We start from the raw sequence: 19,441 nt of genomic DNA, 5'->3' as shown, positions 1-19,441 counted from the left end.
TTATGCGAATTCAAAACCTATTCCTTTTTGGAGTTATATTGTTTTTTACAAGTTGTTCGCAACAACAACAAGCTAGAAAACCTATATCTCACACTTCGGGAACATTTATAAAAGAATCTATTGAGCGTAACAAAGTATTAATTGCTGATGAAGAAGATTTAATTGCCGAAATCATTAAAAATGATTCTTTAAAATCGTACATAGCTTCAACTAAAGGCTATTGGTACAAATACGAAACTAAAGTTAATGAAGCTACACCTTCACCAAAACGTGGAGATATTGCTTTTTTCGATTATGAAATTAAAGATTTAAAAAATAGAATCATTTATACCGCTACCGAAACCAAACCACAAACGTATTATGTAGACAAAGAAAACATAATGATGGGATTGCGTGATGGAATTAAATTGATGAAAAAAGGAGAAAAAGTTACTTTCTTATTCCCTTCTCACATGGCGTATGGTTATCATGGTGATGATAAAAAAATTGGCACAAACGAGCCTTTAATTTGCACAGTAAGTTTAAACGATATTAAAGAAGATACTCAAGCTAAAAATTAATCCCAAATGAAAATTACCTCAATTTTATTAGTAAGTATTATTACTTTTTTTTCCTCTTGTACAAAATCGTATGATTCATTAAAAGAGGGATTATATGCCGATATTGAAACATCAAAAGGAAACATTATTGTAAATTTAGAATTTCAAAAAGTTCCTAATACCGTTGCTAACTTTGTAACATTAGCAGAAGGTAAAAACCCATTTGTTAGTCAAGAATTCAAAGGAAAACCATTTTATGATGGATTAAAATTCCACAGAGTAATTGCAGATTTCATGATTCAAGGTGGTGATCCAAATGGAGATGGTTCTGGAGGTCCAGGTTATAAATTTAAAGATGAATTTCATCCCGATTTAAAACATTCAAAATCCGGAATTTTATCGATGGCGAATGCTGGTCCATCTACAAACGGAAGTCAATTCTTCATTACACATAAAGAAACTCCTTGGTTAGACAATATGCACACAGTATTTGGTGAAGTTGTTGAAGGTTTGGACGTTGTAAACACAATTGAAGTTGACGATGTAATTGAAAAAGTTACTATCATTAGAATTGGAAGTGCAGCAAAAAAATTCGATGCATTGAAAATTTTTAAAAACTACTACTCTTCTGTAGCTAAAGAAATTAAAGAAGCAGAAGAAAAAAACAAACAAATTCTTGAAAGTAAAGCAAAAGAAATAGCAACTTTAAAAGCTACTGGTACAAAAACAGCATCTGGTTTAATTTATCAAGTTATTAAAAAAGGAACTGACAAAAAACCTTCAAACGGAAATCAAGTTAAAATTCATTATGCTGGTTATTTAGAAAATGGTCAATTATTTGATACAAGCTATGAAGATGTTGCTAGACTTTATGGCAAATTTGATCAAAACAGAGCCAATCAAGATGGATATTCAGGTTATCCTGTAACCATTGGAAATTTACCTTTTATTCCTGGTTTTAACGAAGGAGTAAACATGATGAACTTTGGTGATAAATTAATGCTTTACATTCCGTCTAATTTGGGTTATGGACAACAAGGAGCTGGAGATGTAATTCCACCAAATGCAAATATTATTTTTGAAGTTGAACTTTTAGAAATTAGATAATCTTAATTAAAATTATAAAATGAAGAATATAATCAAATCTATCATAGTTGTTCTAAGTTTTGTTACAACAACTCTAGCACAAAACAAAAAGCAAGAAGGGATCTTTGCTGAAATAAATACTGTAAAAGGAAAAATTGTAGTTGAATTGGAATACAAAAAAACGCCAATTACAGTTGCCAACTTTGTTTCATTAGCTGAAGGTAAAAACCCAAAAGCAGATGCGAAATTCAAAGGAAAACCATATTACAATGGATTAAAATTCCACAGAGTTATTGCTGATTTTATGATTCAAGGTGGATGCCCAGACGGAACTGGAGCCGGTCATCCAGGTTATAAATTTGATGATGAAATAGTTGCTGATTTAAAACATTCTGGAAAAGGAATTTTATCGATGGCAAATGCTGGACCTGGCACAAATGGAAGTCAATTTTTCATTACACATAAAGCAACACCTCATTTAGATGGAAGACATACTGTTTTTGGACATGTTGTAAGCGGACAAGAAGTAGTGGACAAAATTGCTCAAAATGATGTAATAACATCTGTTAAAATAATCCGAGTAGGAAAAGAAGCAAAAAAATTCAATGCTGAAAAAACATTTGCTGATTACTTTGCTAAAAAAGAAGCTGCTGAAAAAGAAGCTGCTGAAAAACAAAAAGAAGCTAAAGAAAAAGCTTTAAAAGAATTTGCTAATGCAGCTACTACAGCAAGTGGTTTAAAATATATTGTTCTTCAAGAAGGAACAGGAAACAAACCAGTTGCAACAAGTAACGTAAAAGTTCATTATACTGGAATGTTCTTAGATGGTAAAGTATTTGACAGTAGTGTACAAAGAGGAGAAACAATTGATTTTGGATTAAATCAAGTAATTAAAGGATGGACAGAAGGTGTTCAATTAATGCCTGAAGGTTCTAAATACAAGTTTTATATTCCTTCAAATTTAGCTTACGGAGAAAGAGGAGCTGGCGGGGTTATTCCACCAAATGCTGATTTAATATTTGAGATTGAACTTATCAAAATCAACCAATAACAAAAAAAAGCCGCTAATTAATTAGCGGCTTTTTTATCTCTATAATTAAAATCTCCAATCAAATTCGTCTTTATCGCTAAATACAGCTCCAACTTCAATTTTAACAATCTCGTTATAATCAATATGAACAAATAACCAGTTTTCTTCATTAAAGTAACTCATCATTCCTTCAACAGTATCTGTTTCAAAAGGTTTTACTTTGTTCTTTTCTAAAACTGGATAAACATCGCTCCAATTTTTACCAATTACAGTTTCTCCAAACAATTTTACATTTGGATTAGTCGTTGTCATATACCCTAATCTAAAATCTTCTTCTTTATAAAAAATCAAACGTAGTTTTCTAGAATTGTACATAAAAACAACATTCTCTTCTTCGTCTTTGTATTGCGAATCAGGTTTCCCTAAAATTTTAGTAACATCTTGCTCTTTCATTCCAAAAAGCAAATTATCGATTCCGTATTTTAATTTTATTTCCATTATAATGATATTAAAAAAATCCCGACTAAAAGTCGGGATAAAAATTATGCTATTTTAAAACGTTTTCTATCGTTTTCATTCAAATAGATTTTACGTAAACGTAACGATTTTGGTGTTACTTCTACATACTCATCTTTTTGAATGTATTCTAATGCTTCTTCTAATGAGAACTTGATAGCAGGAACAATTCTTGTTTTATCATCTGCTCCAGCAGAACGGAAGTTAGTTAACTGTTTCGTTTTAGTAATATTGATAACCATATCATCTCCACGAGAGTTTTCACCAACTACTTGTCCTTCGTAAACATCTTCATTAGGATCAACGAAGAATTTACCTCTATCTTGTAATTTATTGATTGAATAAGGAATTGCTTTACCATTTTCCATAGAAATTAATGAACCATTAATACGTCCAGCAATTTCTCCTTTGTACGGTTGGTACTCAATAAAACGGTGTGACATGATAGCTTCACCAGCAGTAGCCGTTAATAATTGATTTCTTAAACCAATAATTCCACGAGATGGGATGTTGAATTTAATAATCATACGATCACCTTTTGGTTCCATAGATAACATTTCACCTTTACGAACAGTAACAAACTCTACAGCTCTTCCTGAAAGGTTTTCTGGTAAATCGATTGTTAACTCTTCTATTGGCTCACATTTAACACCATCAATTTCTTTAATGATTACTTGTGGCTGACCAATTTGTAACTCATATCCTTCTCTTCTCATCGTTTCAATTAAAACCGATAAGTGAAGAACTCCACGACCAAAAACCATGAATTTATCAGCAGAATTTGTTTCTTGAACACGTAGTGCTAAGTTTTTCTCTAATTCTTTTTCTAAACGTTCTTTTACGTGACGAGAAGTTACAAATTTACCTTCTTTCCCAAAGAAAGGCGAATCGTTAATTGTAAACAACATACTCATTGTTGGCTCATCAATAGCAATAGTTTCTAATGCTTCTGGATTTTCAAAATCAGCAACAGTATCACCAATTTCAAAACCTTCTAAACCTACTAATGCACAAATATCTCCAGCTACAACTTCTTCTACTTTTTTACGTCCTAAACCTTCAAAAGTGTGTAACTCTTTAATTTTAGTTTTGATAATTTTACCATCTCTTTTTACTAAAGAAACATTCATTCCTTCACGTAAAACACCTCTTTGTAAACGGCCAATTGCAATACGACCTGTAAAAGATGAGAAATCTAAAGATGTAATTAACATTTGAGGTGTTCCTTCAGATACTTTTGGTGCAGGAATATTTTCCAATACCATATCTAAAAGTGGCTCAATATTTTCTGTTTGATTTTTCCAATCGTCAGACATCCAGTTGTTTTTCGCCGAGCCATAAACTGTTGGGAAATCTAACTGCCATTCTTCAGCACCTAATTCAAACATTAAATCGAAAACTTTTTCATGTACTTCTTCTGGAGTACAGTTTTCTTTATCTACTTTATTAATAACAACACAAGGTTTTAACCCTAAGTCTATAGCTTTTTGTAATACAAAACGCGTTTGAGGCATTGGTCCTTCAAATGCGTCTACTAAAAGACAAACACCATCAGCCATATTAAGTACACGCTCAACTTCACCACCGAAATCGGCGTGACCAGGAGTATCGATAATGTTGATTTTCGTTCCTTTGTAAGTTACTGAAACGTTTTTAGAAGTAATTGTAATACCTCTTTCTCGCTCTAAGTCATTATTATCTAAGATCAAATCTCCAGTGTTCTCGTTTTCACGAAACAACTGACAGTGGTACATAATTTTATCAACCAAAGTAGTTTTACCGTGGTCAACGTGTGCAATAATTGCGATGTTTCTAATAGAAGTCATTTATTAATTTTTTGAAGGTGCAAAGGTAATGTTTATTTTGATAAAAACACTATAGTAATCAATACTTTAGTAGAAATAACAAAATGATAACCTATAAAAAAAGCTCTCAAAATGAGAGCTTTAGTATATTTTACGAAACAGTAGACTATAAAGAAGCTACATGTTTAGTTAATTTTGATTTTAAGTTAGAAGCTTTGTTATCATGAATGATATTTTTCTTAGCTAATTTATCAATCATAGAAATTACAGTTGATAATTTAGTAGAAGCTTCAGCTTTGTCAGTAGCTAAACGAATAGCTTTGATAGCATTACGAGTAGTTTTGTGTTGGTATCTATTTAACACTCTTTTTTTCTCGTTACTTCTAATTCTTTTTAAAGCAGATTTATGATTTGCCATTTTGTTCTTTTTTTAATTGTAATAATTGTTATAAACTACTAGTTAAAAAAGAAAAACCTCCCACAATTACATTTGCAATCACTTTGGTTTTAACTAATAAAATAATAACCGAGACACCAATTATTATTTTATAAAACTTATTTACAACTAATTTTGTAGCCCGTAGGGGAATCGAACCCCTCTTACCAGGATGAAAACCTGGCGTCCTAACCGATAGACGAACGGGCCATTAACCAATTCTTTTTTAATCTCAATACTTGTAGCCCGTAGGGGAATCGAACCCCTCTTACCAGGATGAAAACCTGGCGTCCTAACCGATAGACGAACGGGCCATTACATTAATTTTGTAATGCGAGTGCAAAAATACAACTAATTTTGATTTCTGCAAGACCTTCAATAAAATTTTTTATTTTTTTTTAATATGCTTTAGCAAACAACACCCTTCCTTTAGACGGAGCACCAGTAAAAACACAGCTTCCCGCCTCTTCTACTCTATCTAAAGCAATACAACGAATAGTCGCTTTTGTCAATTCTTTTATCTTTTCTTCTGTTTCTGCAGTACCATCCCAATGCGCGGCAACAAAACCAGCTTTGTTCTCTAAAACATCTTTAAATTCTTCAAATGAATTTACTTCCGTAATATGAGTATCTCTATAATTCAATGCTTTACCAAATAAATCAGCCTGAATAGTACTTAATAAATTTTGAATATAAGTCGCCACTCCTTCTTTAGAAACCACTTCTTTAGACAAATTATCTCTACGCGCTACTTCATAAGTTCCGTTTTCTAAATCATTTGGACCAACTGCAATTCGAACAGGAACTCCTTTTAATTCCCATTCTGCAAATTTGAATCCTGGTTTTTGTGTATCTCTATTATCATATTTAACAGAAATTCCTAATTTTCTCAATTCAGCAACTAAACCATTCACTTGTTCTGAAATTGCATCAAACTGCTCATCTGTTTTATAAATAGGAACAACCACCACTTGAATTGGCGCTAAATTTGGAGGCAGAACCAAACCTTTATCATCTGAATGCGTCATTACTAAAGCACCCATTAAACGAGTTGAAACCCCCCAAGAAGTTCCCCAAACATGTTCTTGTTTACCTTCTTTATTTGCAAATTTCACATCAAATGCTTTTGCAAAGTTTTGTCCTAAAAAGTGAGATGTACCTGCTTGTAGTGCTTTTCCATCTTGCATTAAAGCCTCAATACAATAGGTTTCTTCAGCACCAGCAAAACGTTCTGTTTCTGTCTTCAACCCTTTAATAACTGGAATTGCCATGAAATTTTGAACAAAATCAGCATATACATTCATCATTTTTTCTGATTCTTCAATAGCTTCCTGACGCGTTGCATGTGCAGTATGCCCTTCTTGCCATAAAAACTCAGCTGTTCTTAAAAACAAACGCGTTCTCATTTCCCAACGAACTACATTAGCCCATTGATTAATTAGCAAAGGTAAATCTCTATATGATTGCACCCATCCTTTATATGTAGACCAAATAATAGCCTCACTCGTAGGACGAACAATTAATTCTTCTTCTAATTTAGCATTCGGATCAACAATAAGCTTCCCTTTATTTTCCTCATCAGTTTTTAAACGATAATGTGTTACAATAGCACATTCTTTAGCAAAACCTTCAGCATTCTTTTCTTCTGCTTCAAACATACTTTTTGGCACAAACAAGGGGAAATAAGCATTACTATGTCCTGTTTCTTTAAACATTCTATCCAATTCAGCCTGCATTTTTTCCCAGATAGCGTATCCATAGGGTTTAATTACCATACACCCTCTTACACCTGAATTTTCAGCTAAATCAGCCTTTACGACTAGTTCGTTATACCATTTGGAATAATCTTCCGCTCTTGTTGTTAAGTTCTTGCTCATTATTAATATTTTGGCACAAAAATTGTTTGTATAAATTTTAACTAATTTGTTCCGCAAAAATAGTTAAATTTGAAGTGTCCAACAATAAAAAAATAAGAGTTATGAAAACTTATTACTTGTTTACCCCAAAAAATGCCATATTTTCTTTGTTTGGATTATTGGCAATACTGACTACGTCGTGTGGTTCCTATCAAAATTCTTCATATTATGATAATGACGGTGTTTATGGTTCTCAGCGATCAAACACAAATACTGAAAATAGATATTCAGAGCAAAATTTACAACAATCTAATAAATATGCGCAACAATTCAGAAGTATGCAAGATGATTACACATACTTTACTGATGTTGATAATTACAATTCACAAGCTAACGATACAGTAGTTACTGTTTATCGAAACGAATCTAACAACAATTATGCAGGATGGGGTAATAACTCATCTGATGTTACCATCAATTACTATAACAATGGTTGGGGATGGAACAACTGGTATTCTCCTTACTGGGGAATGGGTTGGAATTGGGGTTGGAACTCATGGTACGGACCTAGCTGGGGCTGGGGATGGAACTCTTGGTACGGTGCTGGTTGGGGCTGGAGCGGATATTATGGCGCTGGCTGGGGCTGGAATGGCTACTATGGACCAGGATGGGGTTGGAATGGTTATTATGGATCTGGATGGGGCTATGGACATGGCTACTATGGCAGAGATGTAGTTTACAATAATGGCAGAAGAGGTGGATCTAATTACTACTCAAATTCTGGAAGAGGAAGAAGTAATAGTTATAACAATGGAAGACAGTCCTCTACTCGACCAAATTTCAACGGAACAAGATCTGTAAACGGAGGAACCAGAACAAACAATACTCCTACAAGAAACAACACAAACGAGTACAATAACGGAGGAACAAGAAACAACAACTATTCTACTCCAAGAACAAATACTTCAACACCAAGAAGCAACAACTATTCTACTCCAAGAAGTAATAATTATTCATCACCTAGAAGTTCAGGAGGAAGCTTTGGCGGAAGTTCTGGAGGTGGTGGAGGTCGCTCAGGAGGTGGAGGTTCTAGAGGTGGTAGAGGTTAATAACATATTGTAATAATTGTATATGAAAAAGATATTTTTAATTACTGCTTTGAGTGTTTCTTTTCTTTCAATAGCTCAAGAAATGACAACTGCAGATGCTTTAAGATACTCAGTAGAAAATATGAATGGAACTGCTCGTTTTAGAGGAATGAGTGGTGCTTTTGGAGCTGTTGGTGGTGATTTATCAGCAATCAACATCAACCCAGCAGGTTCCTTATTTTTTAATAATAATTTTGCTAGTGCTTCACTAACAAGCTTTAACAACAACAACAAAGCTAATTATTTTGGATCTAGAGATAACGAAAACTATAGCACTATTGATTTAAATCAGGCAGGAGCAGTATTAGTTTTCAAGGATATGTCAGGAAAATCTAAATGGAATAAAATTGCATTAGCTCTAAACTACGATAATTCAAATAATTTTGATAATCGTTTTTATACATCTGGTGTAAATCCATACAATTCGATTTCTCAGTATTTTGTTGATCAAGCGAATTTTGTTGCCAACACAAATTTTAATGATTATCAATATGATATGGCCTATCAAACATACATCATAGATCCACATCCTACAACACCTAATACTTACGTTTCAAATGTATCTCCAGGAGGTAATTATTACCAAGATTTATATTCTACTGCTAATGGATACAATGGAAAACTAACACTTAATTTTGCATCAAGCTATGATGACAAATTATTTTTAGGTATAAACCTTAATGCGTATTTTACTGATTATGTTTTAACAACTAGTTTATACGAAAACAACGATAATCCAGAAAATCCAAGTTCACAACCTACAATTAGAAACATTGTTTTTGACAATCAATTGAGCACATACGGATCAGGGTTTTCACTGAACTTGGGAGCTATTTATAAATTTAATGAATCCTTCAGATTAGGAGCTTCGTATGAATCACCTACTTGGTATAATTTAAACGACGAATTAATTCAAGATTTATACACCTATAACAATGTGAATGTTCCTGCTTCTGACACTGATATTCATTATGTTGGCCCAAAAATCATTTTCCCAACTTATAGATTAAGAACTCCGAGTAAATATACAGCTAGTGCAACTTATATCTTTAACAAAAAAGGGTTAATCAGCATTGACTTAGCGAGTAAAGATTACAGCAATACCCAATACAAAAACACAAACACCAATAACTTTACTGACCTAAATTCACAAATGAGTTTAGAATTAAAAAATGCTTATGAAATTAGAATTGGTGGTGAATACAAAATAAAACAATGGAGTGTTCGTGGAGGATATCGTTTTGAAGAAAGTCCGTACAAAGTAGATTATGCAATGGGAGATTTAACAGGTTATTCTGCTGGTGTTGGTTATAATTTTGGCGAAAGCAAATTAGATTTGTCTTACGCTAATTCACACAGAAATTACAATCAAAGATTAATTTCATCAGGAATGAATGACACATCTAGAATTCGTAATGTTCAAGACAATATAACATTAACTTATTCTATAAACTTCTAAAAGTTAAACCAAATGATATTTAAAAACCACTTCTTACCGAAGTGGTTTTTTATTTGAAATATGTTTCTTAAAATTTAAACTTATATCTGAAATACTCAAAAAAACACTAATAGCTGATGTTTCAACTAATTATTTTATGTAATTTTGCACCTCAAATTTAAAAGCATGAGAACCAAATCGTTAAAGAAAAATAAAATCAATGTAATTACTCTTGGATGTTCTAAAAACACTTATGATAGTGAAGTTTTAATGGGACAACTAAAAGCCAATGGAAAAGAAGTGGCACATGAAGAAGAAGGCAATATTGTAGTAATTAATACTTGTGGTTTTATTGACAATGCAAAAGAAGAATCGGTAAATACGATTTTGGAATATGTAGACAAAAAAGATCAAGGAATTGTTGATAAAGTTTTTGTAACCGGTTGTTTATCTGAAAGATACAGACCAGATTTAGAAAAAGAAATTCCAGATGTTGATCAATATTTTGGAACTACAGAATTGCCTCTATTATTAAAAGCTTTAGGTGCAGATTACAAACACGAATTATTAGGAGAGCGTTTAACAACAACTCCTAAGAATTATGCGTATTTAAAAATTGCCGAAGGTTGTGATAGACCTTGCAGTTTTTGCGCAATTCCATTAATGAGAGGAAAACACGTTTCTCAACCTATTGAAAAATTAGTTAAAGAAGCAGAAGGTTTAGCTAAAAAAGGAGTAAAAGAATTAATCTTAATTGCTCAAGATTTAACCTATTACGGATTGGATTTATATAAAAAACGTAATCTTGCCGAATTACTTGAAAATTTAGCTAAAGTTGAAGGAATCGAATGGATTCGTTTGCATTATGCTTTCCCTAGTGGTTTCCCAATGGACGTTTTAGATTTAATGAAAAAAGAAGCTAAAATTTGTAACTATATTGATATTCCATTACAACATATTTCAGATAACATTTTGAAATCGATGAAACGTGGAACAACTAAAGAAAAAACAACTCAACTACTAAAAGAGTTCAGAGAAAGAGTTCCAGGAATGGCAATAAGAACTACTTTAATTGTTGGTTATCCAGGAGAAACTCAAGAAGATTTTGAAATTTTAAGAGATTGGGTTCAAGAAATGAAGTTTGAGCGTTTAGGTTGTTTTACTTATTCTCATGAAGAAAATACTGGTGCTTTTGCTTTAGAAGATGATGTTCCTCAAGAAGTAAAACAAGCTCGTGCTGCTGAAATAATGGATTTACAATCACAAATTTCTTGGGATTTAAATCAAGAAAAAATCGGACAAACTTTCAAATGTGTAATCGACAGAAAAGAAGGTCAATACTTCATCGGAAGAACAGAATTTGATAGTCCAGACGTAGATAACGAAGTTTTAGTAGATGCTTCTAAATACTATTTAAAAACAGGTGATTTTGTAAATCTAAAAGTTACTGATGCTACAGAGTTTGATTTGTATGCAGAGCCTGTAAATTAAACTAATGGATTCTTTATCACAAATTGTTCTAGGTGCGGCAACATTTGCCTTGGTAAAAGACAAAGAAATAGGAAAAAAATCTTTGTTATATGGTGCTATACTTGGAACAATTCCTGATTTAGATATTTTAATAAATCCGTTTTACAATACTATTGAACAATTAGCAATTCATAGATCGTTTTCGCATTCTATCTTTTTTTCAATACTATTGAGCTTACTATTTGCAAAATGGTTTTCAGCCAAATACAAAACATCATATAAATCGTGGTTTTTTGCCAGTTTTTTAGCTTTATTTACACATCCTTTATTAGATATTTGTACAACATACGGTACTAGAATATTATATCCATTAAGCAAATCTTTTTACAGCTTGGATAATGTTTTTGTAATTGATCCGCTATATACTATTTGGCTATTAATAGGTTGTATTATTTTGCTTGTGATTAAAGCAAATAATTCTAAAAGACAGCTAATTATTAAATGGTCATTAGCGTTATCAACTTTTTATTTATTTGTTGGATTATGCATTAATCTTTTTGTTACCAATCATTTTAAAAATGAACTAACAAGACAAAACATTTCGTTTGAAAAGATAAAAGTTGTTCCTACTCCATTCAATACTATTTTGTGGCAAGTAATTGTAAAATCAAAAGACGGATTATACTTTTCTGACTATAGCTTATTTGATTCAAAACCGAATGTTGAATTTATTTTTGAAAAAAATGACGTTCAGTTCTTAGAAGAAAAAAAGAAAATTAAAGACCTAGAACCTTACTTTAATTTTACTGAAGGCTATGAATTGGCTAGAAAAGAGAGTAATCAAATGGTTATTTACGGTACAAAATTTGGCCCTCTTAGTATGGAAAATGGGAAAACGCAATTCATTTTTCCACTAACATTTAACAAAGACGGCAGTTACCTCTTAGCTCAAAAAAGACCTAAAGATTATAAAAAAATACTAAAAAGAATATTCATTCGCCTAAAAGGAAATTAGCATTTTTACATCTCATAGGATTTTTTTTCCAAATGACAATTATCATATCATTAGCTGTTTTTTATTGGTAAATTTGAGTATAGAAATTTTAAAAAACCGCATTATGATTACTAAACATCCTATTTATCAAGATTTTCCTGAGTTTAAAGACAAAATCCAAGACTTGTATCATAACAACGATGAATTCCAAGTTTTACTTCATTCGTATACCGATTTAGATGAAAAAATATACAAAATCGAAACAGACGAAGAGTTAGCCATGAATGATGAATTGTCTGAACTTAGAAAAAATCGCGTATTCTTAAAAGATGAAATAGTTAATTTCTTAAAAGACTAAAACAAACACAAATAAAAAAACCGCTTTTAGCGGTTTTTTTATTATTGATAATCATGTAGTACTCTGACTATTTTCTTAAATCGTTTTGTATAGTAAGCTTCATTTATAGATGAAATGATAACTCCAGAACTAACCGAAGAATGTATAAAACGAATATCATCTTCGTAAATTTCAGTAATCATTCCTACGTGATTAATTGTTCCTCTACCATTTGTTGAAAAGAAAATCAAATCACCTTTTTGTGCATTTTTTCTTTTTATCTTCTTCCCTATTTCGGATTGTGAAGAAGAACTTCTTGGTAAACTAATTTGTAATTTATCAAAAGTATAACACATCAAACCAGAACAATCGAATCCTTCTTCTGTTTTTCCGCCACCTCTATAACGAGTTCCAATATTTTGAGAAGCAATAGCAATCAATTGATCTGCCTTAGTTACATTTTCAACCGACATTGGCGCAATATCTTCAATACTCTCTTCTTCTGCTACTACAATATTGTTATTGACATTCCCTTTTTTGATGATTAGTTTATGTCCAACAGACAATTTATCACCAACTCTAGGATTTAACTTTTTTAATTCTTTTAGCTTTACATTGTAATGACGTGCAATACTACTTGCTGTTTCTCCCTTTTTTACCAAGTGAGTAATTTCTCCCGAATCGTCAGCTTCTTCAACATCATCATCACTAGTATTACTTTCCGCAATTAAACCATTAGATGAACTATCAACTGGTTTATCAACTTCAACAATGCTTAAATTCTCTTTTTTAATAGCAACTTTATCTCCTATTTGAAGATTTGTTCTCAATGGCTTATTCATTTCTAACAAATCAGCTAGTTTTAAACCATACTTTTTAGAGATAGAAGACATTGTTTCACCTTTCTTAACAATATGAAAAGTATTATCGTTTGAAGAATTTTCTACTATTCGAGTCTCCTTTTCAACCTTAGTCTTTTTTGTTTTAACTGGTTTCAGATTAATTTTTTGTCCAATTTGAAGATTCTTTGGAGAAACATCTGGATTGTATTTTTTTAAGTCGTCAACAGTTAAATCGTTATTTAAAGCAACACTATAAAAAGAATCACCCGATTGAACTTCGTAAACATCTGATTTGTTTTTGACCGTTTTATTATCTCCTTTGATTTTACTTTTTTTATCATTCGGAATAATAATTATAGTATTCAATTGTAAAACCTTCCCTTTTAAATTGGGGTTTAATTTATAAATCGCTTCTTCCTCTACGTTATATTTCTTAGCTATAGAATAAAAAGAATCACCACTAACAACTTTATGTTCAATGGTTTTCTGCGCAAAAATATTCCCACAGGATAAGAAAAAAACGATAATAAAAATGGATTTGATAAACTTCATGAATTCTAAATATTTCGCAATATAAAAAAACTCCCTCTTTTAAAGGGAGTTTTAACATTCTTTTAAAATTAAAATTGATTAAGCTTTTCCTGCTGCAATAAGGTTTAACGCAGAACCCGCTACAAACCAACCAATTTGACTTTCGTTATAGGTGTGATTTGCTAAAATTATATCTTTTGAACCATCAGCATGAACAAATTCTAATGTTAATGGTTTTCCAGGAGCAAATTCGGTTAAATCTAAAAAGTTGATTGTATCATCTTCTTGAATTTTATCATAATCCGATTCGTTGGCAAATGTTAATGCTAACATTCCTTGTTTTTTTAAGTTGGTTTCGTGTATACGCGCAAATGATTTTACCAATACCGCTTTAACACCTAAAAAGCGAGGTTCCATAGCTGCATGTTCACGAGAAGAACCTTCACCATAATTTTGATCACCAACAACGATACTTGGAATTCCAGCTGCTTTATAAGCTCTTTGCACGGCTGGAACCGCATCATATTCTCCTGTTAATTGATTTTTTACTGAATTTGCTTTATGATTAAATGCATTTTCAGCTCCAATCAACATATTGTTTGAAATATTATCCAAATGACCACGGAAACGTAACCATGGACCAGCCATTGAGATATGGTCGGTTGTACATTTTCCAAATGCTTTAATTAATAATTTAGCACCCGTAATATTTTTCCCATCCCATGGATCGAAAGGAGCTAATAATTGCAAACGATCTGATGTTGGTGAAACTACTACTTCAACTGAAGAACCATCTTCTGCTGGAGCTTGAAAACCTGGATCCTCAACGTCAAAACCTTTATTTGGCAACTCATCTCCATATGGCGGTTTTAATCTTACTTCTTCACCTTTGTCGTTTATCAACGCATCCGTTATTGGGTTAAAATCCAATCTTCCAGAAATTGCTAATGCAGCAACCATTTCTGGTGACGTTACAAACGCATGGGTATTTGGATTACCATCTGCTCTTTTTGAAAAATTTCGGTTAAATGAATGCACTATAGTGTTTTTCTCACCTTTATCTGCTCCTGCTCTGTCCCATTGTCCAATACATGGACCACAAGCATTCGTAAATACTTTAGTTCCCATTTTTTCGAAATCAGCAATAATTCCATCCCTTTCGATAGTGAATCTAATTTGTTCCGAACCAGGATTAATTCCGAATTCCGCTTTTGGAGTAACTCCATGTTCAACTGCTTGTCTTACTATTGAAGCTGCTCTTGACATATCTTCATAAGAAGAATTGGTACAAGAACCTATTAAACCCCACTCTACTTTAATTGGCCATCCATTAGCTGCAGCTTCTTCCTTCATTTTAGAAACTGGTGTCCCTCTATCTGGAGTAAATGGTCCGTTAATATGTGGTTCTAACTCGGATAAATTAATTTCAATTAATTGGTCGAAATATTTTTCTGGATTCGCATAAACTTCGGCATCGGCAGTTAAGTAAGATGCTACTTTATCGGCAGCATTTACAACATCTTGACGACCAGTTGCGGCTAAATATCTTCTCATGGAATCGTCATAACCAAAAGTAGAAGTCGTAGCTCCAATTTCAGCTCCCATATTACAAATGGTTCCTTTTCCGGTACATGACATCGATTCGGCACCTTCGCCGAAATATTCTACAATAGCTCCAGTTCCACCTTTTACAGTTAAAATATCTGCTACTTTAAGAATTACATCTTTAGGCGCTGTCCAACCATTTAATTTACCAGTTAGTTTTACTCCAATAAGTTTTGGAAATTTTAATTCCCAAGACATACCCGACATAACATCTACCGCATCAGCTCCACCAACACCAATTGCCAACATTCCTAATCCACCAGCATTAACAGTATGTGAATCAGTTCCAATCATCATTCCTCCTGGAAATGCATAATTTTCTAATACGATTTGATGAATAATTCCTGAACCTGGTTTCCAAAATCCGATTCCATATTTATTAGAAACTGAAGATAGGAAATCAAAAACCTCTTTCGATTGTTTATTTGCAAAAGCTAAATCTTCAGCTGCGCCATTTTTTGCTTGAATCAAGTGATCACAATGCACAGTTGTTGGAACTGCAACAGTTTTTTTTCCTGCATGCATAAACTGCAATAAAGCCATCTGAGCAGTCGCATCTTGACAAGCTACTCTATCTGGTGCAAAATCTACATAATCAACTCCTCTCTTATAAACATTTGAAGGAGTTCCATCCCATAAATGGGAATATAATATCTTTTCTGTCAAAGTAAGTGGTCTTCCAACAAGACTTCGAGCTTTATCAACTCTTTCAGCCATGCCAGCATAGACTTTTTCAATCATTTTAATATCAAATGCCATAGGTTTTATATAATTATGTTGTTGTTATAAATTTAATCACCACAAGGTACAAAAAATTGACTAGTTTTAAAAGAAAAAGCCTGAGTTAAAACTCAGGCTTTTAAATTATTATAAAAATTTTCTTATTTAACTAATAATTTATGAGATGGTGCAAACTTAGTTAAGTTGATACCTTCTACTGCAGCAGTATATTCTTCAATATTAGGGGTTCTTCCCAAAATAGTTGATAATACAACCACTGGAGTTGAAGACAATAATGATTCACCTTTTTTCTCAGCTGAATCTTCAACAACACGTCCTTGGAATAAACGTGTAGAAGTTGCCATTACAGTATCTCCTTTAGCTGCTTTCTCTTGGTTACCCATACAAAGATTACAACCTGGACGCTCTAAATACAACATGTTTTCATATTCTGTACGAGCTGCTGCTTTTGGCGCATTATCATCAAATTCAAAACCTGAATATTTTTGTAATACTTCCCAATCACCTTCTGCTTTTAATTCGTCAACAATGTTATATGTTGGAGGAGCAACTACTAAAGGCGCTTTGAATTCAACTTTACCTTGTTGTGCCTCGATATTCTTAAGCATTTGAGCTAAGATTTTCATATCTCCTTTGTGAACCATACAAGATCCGATGAATCCAAGATCTACTTTTTTATCTCCACCATAGTAAGATAATGGTCTGATTGTATCGTGTGTATAACGTTTAGAAACATCTGCATTGTTAACATCTGGGTCAGCAATCATAGGCTCAGCAATAACATCTAAATCAACTACTACTTCAGCATAGTATTTAGCATTTGCATCTGGACGTAAAGCAGGCTCTTCACCCGATCTAATTTCAGCAATACGTTTGTTTGCTTTGTCAATTAAACCTTGTAATACTTGCTTAGCATTATCCATACCTTTATCAATCATGATTTGGATTCTACCTTTTGCAATTTCTAAAGATTCGATTAATGTTTCATCTTCAGAAATACAGATAGATGCTTTCGCTTTCATTTCAGCTGTCCAATCTGTAAATGTAAACGCTTGATCAGCAGTTAACGTACCAATATGAACCTCAATAATTCTTCCTTGGAACACGTTTTCACCACCAAATTGGTGTAACATTTGCGCTTGCGTAGCATGAACTACATCACGGAAATCCATGTATGATTTCATTTCACCTTTGAAGGTTACTTTTACCGATTCTGGAATTGGCATTGAAGCCTCACCTGTTGCTAAAGCTAAAGCTACAGTTCCTGAATCCGCACCAAAAGCAACTCCTTTTGACATACGCGTATGTGAGTCACCCCCAATAATGATTGCTCTATCGTCTACTGTAATATCATTTAATACTTTGTGAATAACGTCAGTCATTGAATGATAAACACCTTTAGGGTCACGTGCTGTAATTAATCCGAAATCGTTCATGAATTTCATTAATTTCGGAATATTTGTTTGTGCTTTTTTATCCCAAACAGAAGCTGTATGACATCCTGATTGATAAGCTCCATCAACGATAGGAGAAATCGTCGTTGCTGCCATTGATTCTAACTCCTGTGCAGTCATTAATCCTGTAGTATCCTGAGAACCTACAATATTTACAATTACACGAACATCAGAACCAGCGTGTAAAACTTTTTTAGAAATCGTACCCACAGCATTACGGTTGAAGATTTTCTCTACGGCAGTCAATCCTTGACCTTCGTTATGAATTTCTTTTGAAGGCGCGTAAACTAGAGGCGCATCGATTCCTAATGTTTTAGCTGCAAACGTTTGCAATTTTTTACCAAAAACGATAGCATAAGAACCTCCTGCTTTGATAAACTCCATTTTCTGTGGTGTGAATGATCTTGAGATATCGATTAACTCTTGATCACCATTGTATAATTTTTTTGATTTTGTATTGATTGTTAAAACAGTACCTGTAGCAACTGAATATTTTTGCTCTAAAACTGGTTCACCGTTAGCATCACGAACCACTTCACCGTTAGCATCAGTTTTCTTAACCCAGTTTTTAAGGTCGATACCAATACCACCCGTTACATCAACTGTAGTTAAGAAAATTGGAGAAATTCCGTTTGTTCCACCTACAATTGGAGCGATGTTAACGAAAGGCACATAAGGACTAGCTTGTTTACCTGTCCACAATGCTACGTTGTTCACCCCTGACATACGAGAAGAACCAACTCCCATTGTTCCTTTTTCAGCAATTAACATAACACTTGCATCAGGATGTTGTGCTTGCAACGCTTTGATTTCTTCCTGTGCTTGAGGTGTAATCATACATTTTCCGTGCAATTCACGATCAGAACGTGAGTGCGCTTGATTACCTGGAGAAAGTAAATCTGTAGAAATATCACCTTCACCTGCTATGAAAGTTACTACTTTAATTTCTTCAGCTACTTCAGGCAATTTTGTAAAGAATTCTGCTTTAGCATAGCTTTCTAAAATTTCTTTAGCTACAGTATTACCATTTTCAAAAGCTACTTTTAAACGATCCATATCAGCATCGTATAAATATACTTGTGTTTTTAACACCTCGGCAGCTTGTTTAGCAATTGCTTCGTCATTGCCTAAAGCTAAGTCCAACAATGCAATGATTGATGGCCCACCTTTCATATGCGATAACAATTCGAATGCAAAAGCAGGAGTTATTTCAGCTACTACAGCTTGACCTAAAATAATCTCTTTTAAAAATTCAGCTTTAACACCAGCTGCTGGAGTAGTTCCTGGCAATGTATTATAGATGAAGAATTTTAAAGAATCTTCACGATTAACATTAGAAACGTCTTTAATTTGAGAAATAATCTCACTTAATAATTCAGCACCATCAATTGGTTTTGGATGAAGACCTTGTTGTTTTCTTTCTTCAATCTCATTGATATACTCGTTATACAAATTCATATATAGAAATCTTTATATTAATAAAAGTTTTGATTTGTTGCTATTTCTAAAACATCTTTCATTGTATCTAAAAAATAAAAAATGCCTAAAGTACAAGACAATAGACAAATTAGAAATTTGAGCAAATTACTTACTCGAATCGTATTTTTGTTACC

15 protein-coding genes and 2 tRNA genes are annotated in these 19,441 nt (G+C 32.9%); 8 read left to right on the top strand and 9 right to left on the bottom strand.

The window, feature by feature from the left end:
• Nucleotides 1–2: 2 nt before the first annotated feature.
• From gldI to bamJ, 3 genes are read left to right on the top strand one after another with little or no spacing between them, the layout of a single operon-like run.
• On the top strand, nt 3–560 hold the full coding sequence (gene gldI / locus LOS89_RS03320) for a gliding motility-associated peptidyl-prolyl isomerase GldI (protein WP_231836380.1): 558 nt from the start codon (nt 3–5) through the stop codon (nt 558–560).
• A 6-nt stretch (nt 561–566) separates the two neighbouring features.
• A complete protein-coding gene (locus LOS89_RS03315) occupies nt 567–1,646 on the top strand; it encodes a peptidylprolyl isomerase (RefSeq protein ID WP_231836379.1) in 1,080 nt (359 codons plus the stop codon).
• 19 nt (nt 1,647–1,665) lie between these two features.
• A complete protein-coding gene (gene bamJ / locus LOS89_RS03310; RefSeq protein ID WP_231836378.1) occupies nt 1,666–2,676 on the top strand; it encodes a BamJ family beta-barrel-assembly machinery protein in 1,011 nt (336 codons plus the stop codon).
• A gap of 45 nt (nt 2,677–2,721) precedes the next feature.
• Here bamJ and LOS89_RS03305 read toward each other — a convergent pair whose 3' ends face one another.
• The 6 genes from LOS89_RS03305 to proS all read right to left on the bottom strand — a co-directional run bounded on the left by LOS89_RS03305 (nt 2,722) and on the right by proS (nt 7,289).
• Nucleotides 2,722–3,153: a hypothetical protein gene (locus LOS89_RS03305; protein ID WP_231836376.1), complete on the bottom strand. Its 432-nt coding sequence runs from the start codon at nt 3,151–3,153 to the stop codon at nt 2,722–2,724.
• A gap of 44 nt (nt 3,154–3,197) precedes the next feature.
• The gene (gene typA, locus LOS89_RS03300) at nt 3,198–4,997 is read right to left on the bottom strand and encodes a translational GTPase TypA (RefSeq protein ID WP_231836375.1); all 1,800 of its coding nucleotides are present in this window, start codon (nt 4,995–4,997) and stop codon (nt 3,198–3,200) included.
• A gap of 145 nt (nt 4,998–5,142) precedes the next feature.
• Nucleotides 5,143–5,394, bottom strand: a complete 252-nt coding sequence (gene rpsT, locus LOS89_RS03295; RefSeq protein WP_231836374.1) for a 30S ribosomal protein S20 — start codon at nt 5,392–5,394, stop codon at nt 5,143–5,145.
• Nucleotides 5,395–5,550: 156 nt separating this feature from the next.
• Nucleotides 5,551–5,622 (bottom strand) — tRNA-Glu (locus LOS89_RS03290).
• A 32-nt stretch (nt 5,623–5,654) separates the two neighbouring features.
• A tRNA-Glu gene (locus tag LOS89_RS03285) sits at nt 5,655–5,726 on the bottom strand.
• Nucleotides 5,727–5,810: 84 nt separating this feature from the next.
• The gene (gene proS / locus LOS89_RS03280) at nt 5,811–7,289 is read right to left on the bottom strand and encodes a proline--tRNA ligase (RefSeq protein ID WP_231836372.1); all 1,479 of its coding nucleotides are present in this window, start codon (nt 7,287–7,289) and stop codon (nt 5,811–5,813) included.
• Nucleotides 7,290–7,390: 101 nt separating this feature from the next.
• On the opposite strand from proS, the gene LOS89_RS03275 reads away from it, so the two are divergent.
• The 5 genes from LOS89_RS03275 to LOS89_RS03255 all read left to right on the top strand — a co-directional run bounded on the left by LOS89_RS03275 (nt 7,391) and on the right by LOS89_RS03255 (nt 12,676).
• A complete protein-coding gene (locus LOS89_RS03275; RefSeq protein WP_231836370.1) occupies nt 7,391–8,377 on the top strand; it encodes a hypothetical protein in 987 nt (328 codons plus the stop codon).
• A gap of 22 nt (nt 8,378–8,399) precedes the next feature.
• Complete coding sequence (locus tag LOS89_RS03270; protein ID WP_231836368.1) at nt 8,400–9,875, top strand: OmpP1/FadL family transporter; 1,476 nt, start codon at nt 8,400–8,402, stop codon at nt 9,873–9,875.
• 165 nt (nt 9,876–10,040) lie between these two features.
• Nucleotides 10,041–11,345 (top strand): 30S ribosomal protein S12 methylthiotransferase RimO, encoded by a 1,305-nt coding sequence (gene rimO / locus LOS89_RS03265; protein WP_231836366.1) that lies wholly within the window; start codon nt 10,041–10,043, stop codon nt 11,343–11,345.
• A 4-nt stretch (nt 11,346–11,349) separates the two neighbouring features.
• Nucleotides 11,350–12,339 (top strand): metal-dependent hydrolase, encoded by a 990-nt coding sequence (locus tag LOS89_RS03260; RefSeq protein ID WP_231836364.1) that lies wholly within the window; start codon nt 11,350–11,352, stop codon nt 12,337–12,339.
• 103 nt (nt 12,340–12,442) lie between these two features.
• The gene (locus tag LOS89_RS03255) at nt 12,443–12,676 is read left to right on the top strand and encodes a DUF465 domain-containing protein (protein ID WP_231836363.1); all 234 of its coding nucleotides are present in this window, start codon (nt 12,443–12,445) and stop codon (nt 12,674–12,676) included.
• Nucleotides 12,677–12,717: 41 nt separating this feature from the next.
• Here the strand turns inward: LOS89_RS03255 and LOS89_RS03250 are convergent, their stop codons facing one another.
• The 3 genes from LOS89_RS03250 to LOS89_RS03240 form a co-directional block, all read right to left on the bottom strand.
• Entirely contained in the window at nt 12,718–14,049 is a 1,332-nt protein-coding gene (locus LOS89_RS03250; protein ID WP_231836362.1) for a C40 family peptidase, read from the bottom strand.
• A gap of 78 nt (nt 14,050–14,127) precedes the next feature.
• Nucleotides 14,128–16,392, bottom strand: coding sequence for an aconitate hydratase (locus LOS89_RS03245; protein ID WP_231836361.1), 2,265 nt, complete (start codon nt 16,390–16,392; stop codon nt 14,128–14,130).
• Nucleotides 16,393–16,514: 122 nt separating this feature from the next.
• Nucleotides 16,515–19,286 carry a bifunctional aconitate hydratase 2/2-methylisocitrate dehydratase gene (locus LOS89_RS03240; protein WP_231836360.1) on the bottom strand — a complete coding sequence of 924 codons (2,772 nt, stop codon included), beginning with the start codon at nt 19,284–19,286 and terminating at the stop codon, nt 16,515–16,517.
• Nucleotides 19,287–19,441 lie beyond the last annotated feature (155 nt).

This window comes from Flavobacterium channae (assembly GCF_021172165.1).
Taxonomy (GTDB): domain Bacteria; phylum Bacteroidota; class Bacteroidia; order Flavobacteriales; family Flavobacteriaceae; genus Flavobacterium; species Flavobacterium channae.
Note: the sequence above shows the minus strand (reverse complement) of the source record. Positions and strands in the feature narration are given on the sequence as shown.

What these genes read in the sequence shown, in the direction of transcription:
- bamJ (WP_231836378.1), top strand. Translation starts at nt 1,666, where the DNA reads ATGAAGAATATAATCAAATCTATCATAGTTGTTCTAAGTTTTGTTACA.
- LOS89_RS03270 (WP_231836368.1), top strand. Translation starts at nt 8,400, where the DNA reads ATGAAAAAGATATTTTTAATTACTGCTTTGAGTGTTTCTTTTCTTTCA.
- LOS89_RS03275 (WP_231836370.1), top strand. Translation starts at nt 7,391, where the DNA reads ATGAAAACTTATTACTTGTTTACCCCAAAAAATGCCATATTTTCTTTG.
- LOS89_RS03255 (WP_231836363.1), top strand. Translation starts at nt 12,443, where the DNA reads ATGATTACTAAACATCCTATTTATCAAGATTTTCCTGAGTTTAAAGAC.
- rimO (WP_231836366.1), top strand. Translation starts at nt 10,041, where the DNA reads ATGAGAACCAAATCGTTAAAGAAAAATAAAATCAATGTAATTACTCTT.
- LOS89_RS03305 (WP_231836376.1), bottom strand. Translation starts at nt 3,153, where the DNA reads ATGGAAATAAAATTAAAATACGGAATCGATAATTTGCTTTTTGGAATG.
- LOS89_RS03315 (WP_231836379.1), top strand. Translation starts at nt 567, where the DNA reads ATGAAAATTACCTCAATTTTATTAGTAAGTATTATTACTTTTTTTTCC.
- proS (WP_231836372.1), bottom strand. Translation starts at nt 7,289, where the DNA reads ATGAGCAAGAACTTAACAACAAGAGCGGAAGATTATTCCAAATGGTAT.
- LOS89_RS03250 (WP_231836362.1), bottom strand. Translation starts at nt 14,049, where the DNA reads ATGAAGTTTATCAAATCCATTTTTATTATCGTTTTTTTCTTATCCTGT.
- typA (WP_231836375.1), bottom strand. Translation starts at nt 4,997, where the DNA reads ATGACTTCTATTAGAAACATCGCAATTATTGCACACGTTGACCACGGT.
- LOS89_RS03260 (WP_231836364.1), top strand. Translation starts at nt 11,350, where the DNA reads ATGGATTCTTTATCACAAATTGTTCTAGGTGCGGCAACATTTGCCTTG.
- LOS89_RS03240 (WP_231836360.1), bottom strand. Translation starts at nt 19,286, where the DNA reads ATGAATTTGTATAACGAGTATATCAATGAGATTGAAGAAAGAAAACAA.
- rpsT (WP_231836374.1), bottom strand. Translation starts at nt 5,394, where the DNA reads ATGGCAAATCATAAATCTGCTTTAAAAAGAATTAGAAGTAACGAGAAA.
- gldI (WP_231836380.1), top strand. Translation starts at nt 3, where the DNA reads ATGCGAATTCAAAACCTATTCCTTTTTGGAGTTATATTGTTTTTTACA.
- LOS89_RS03245 (WP_231836361.1), bottom strand. Translation starts at nt 16,392, where the DNA reads ATGGCATTTGATATTAAAATGATTGAAAAAGTCTATGCTGGCATGGCT.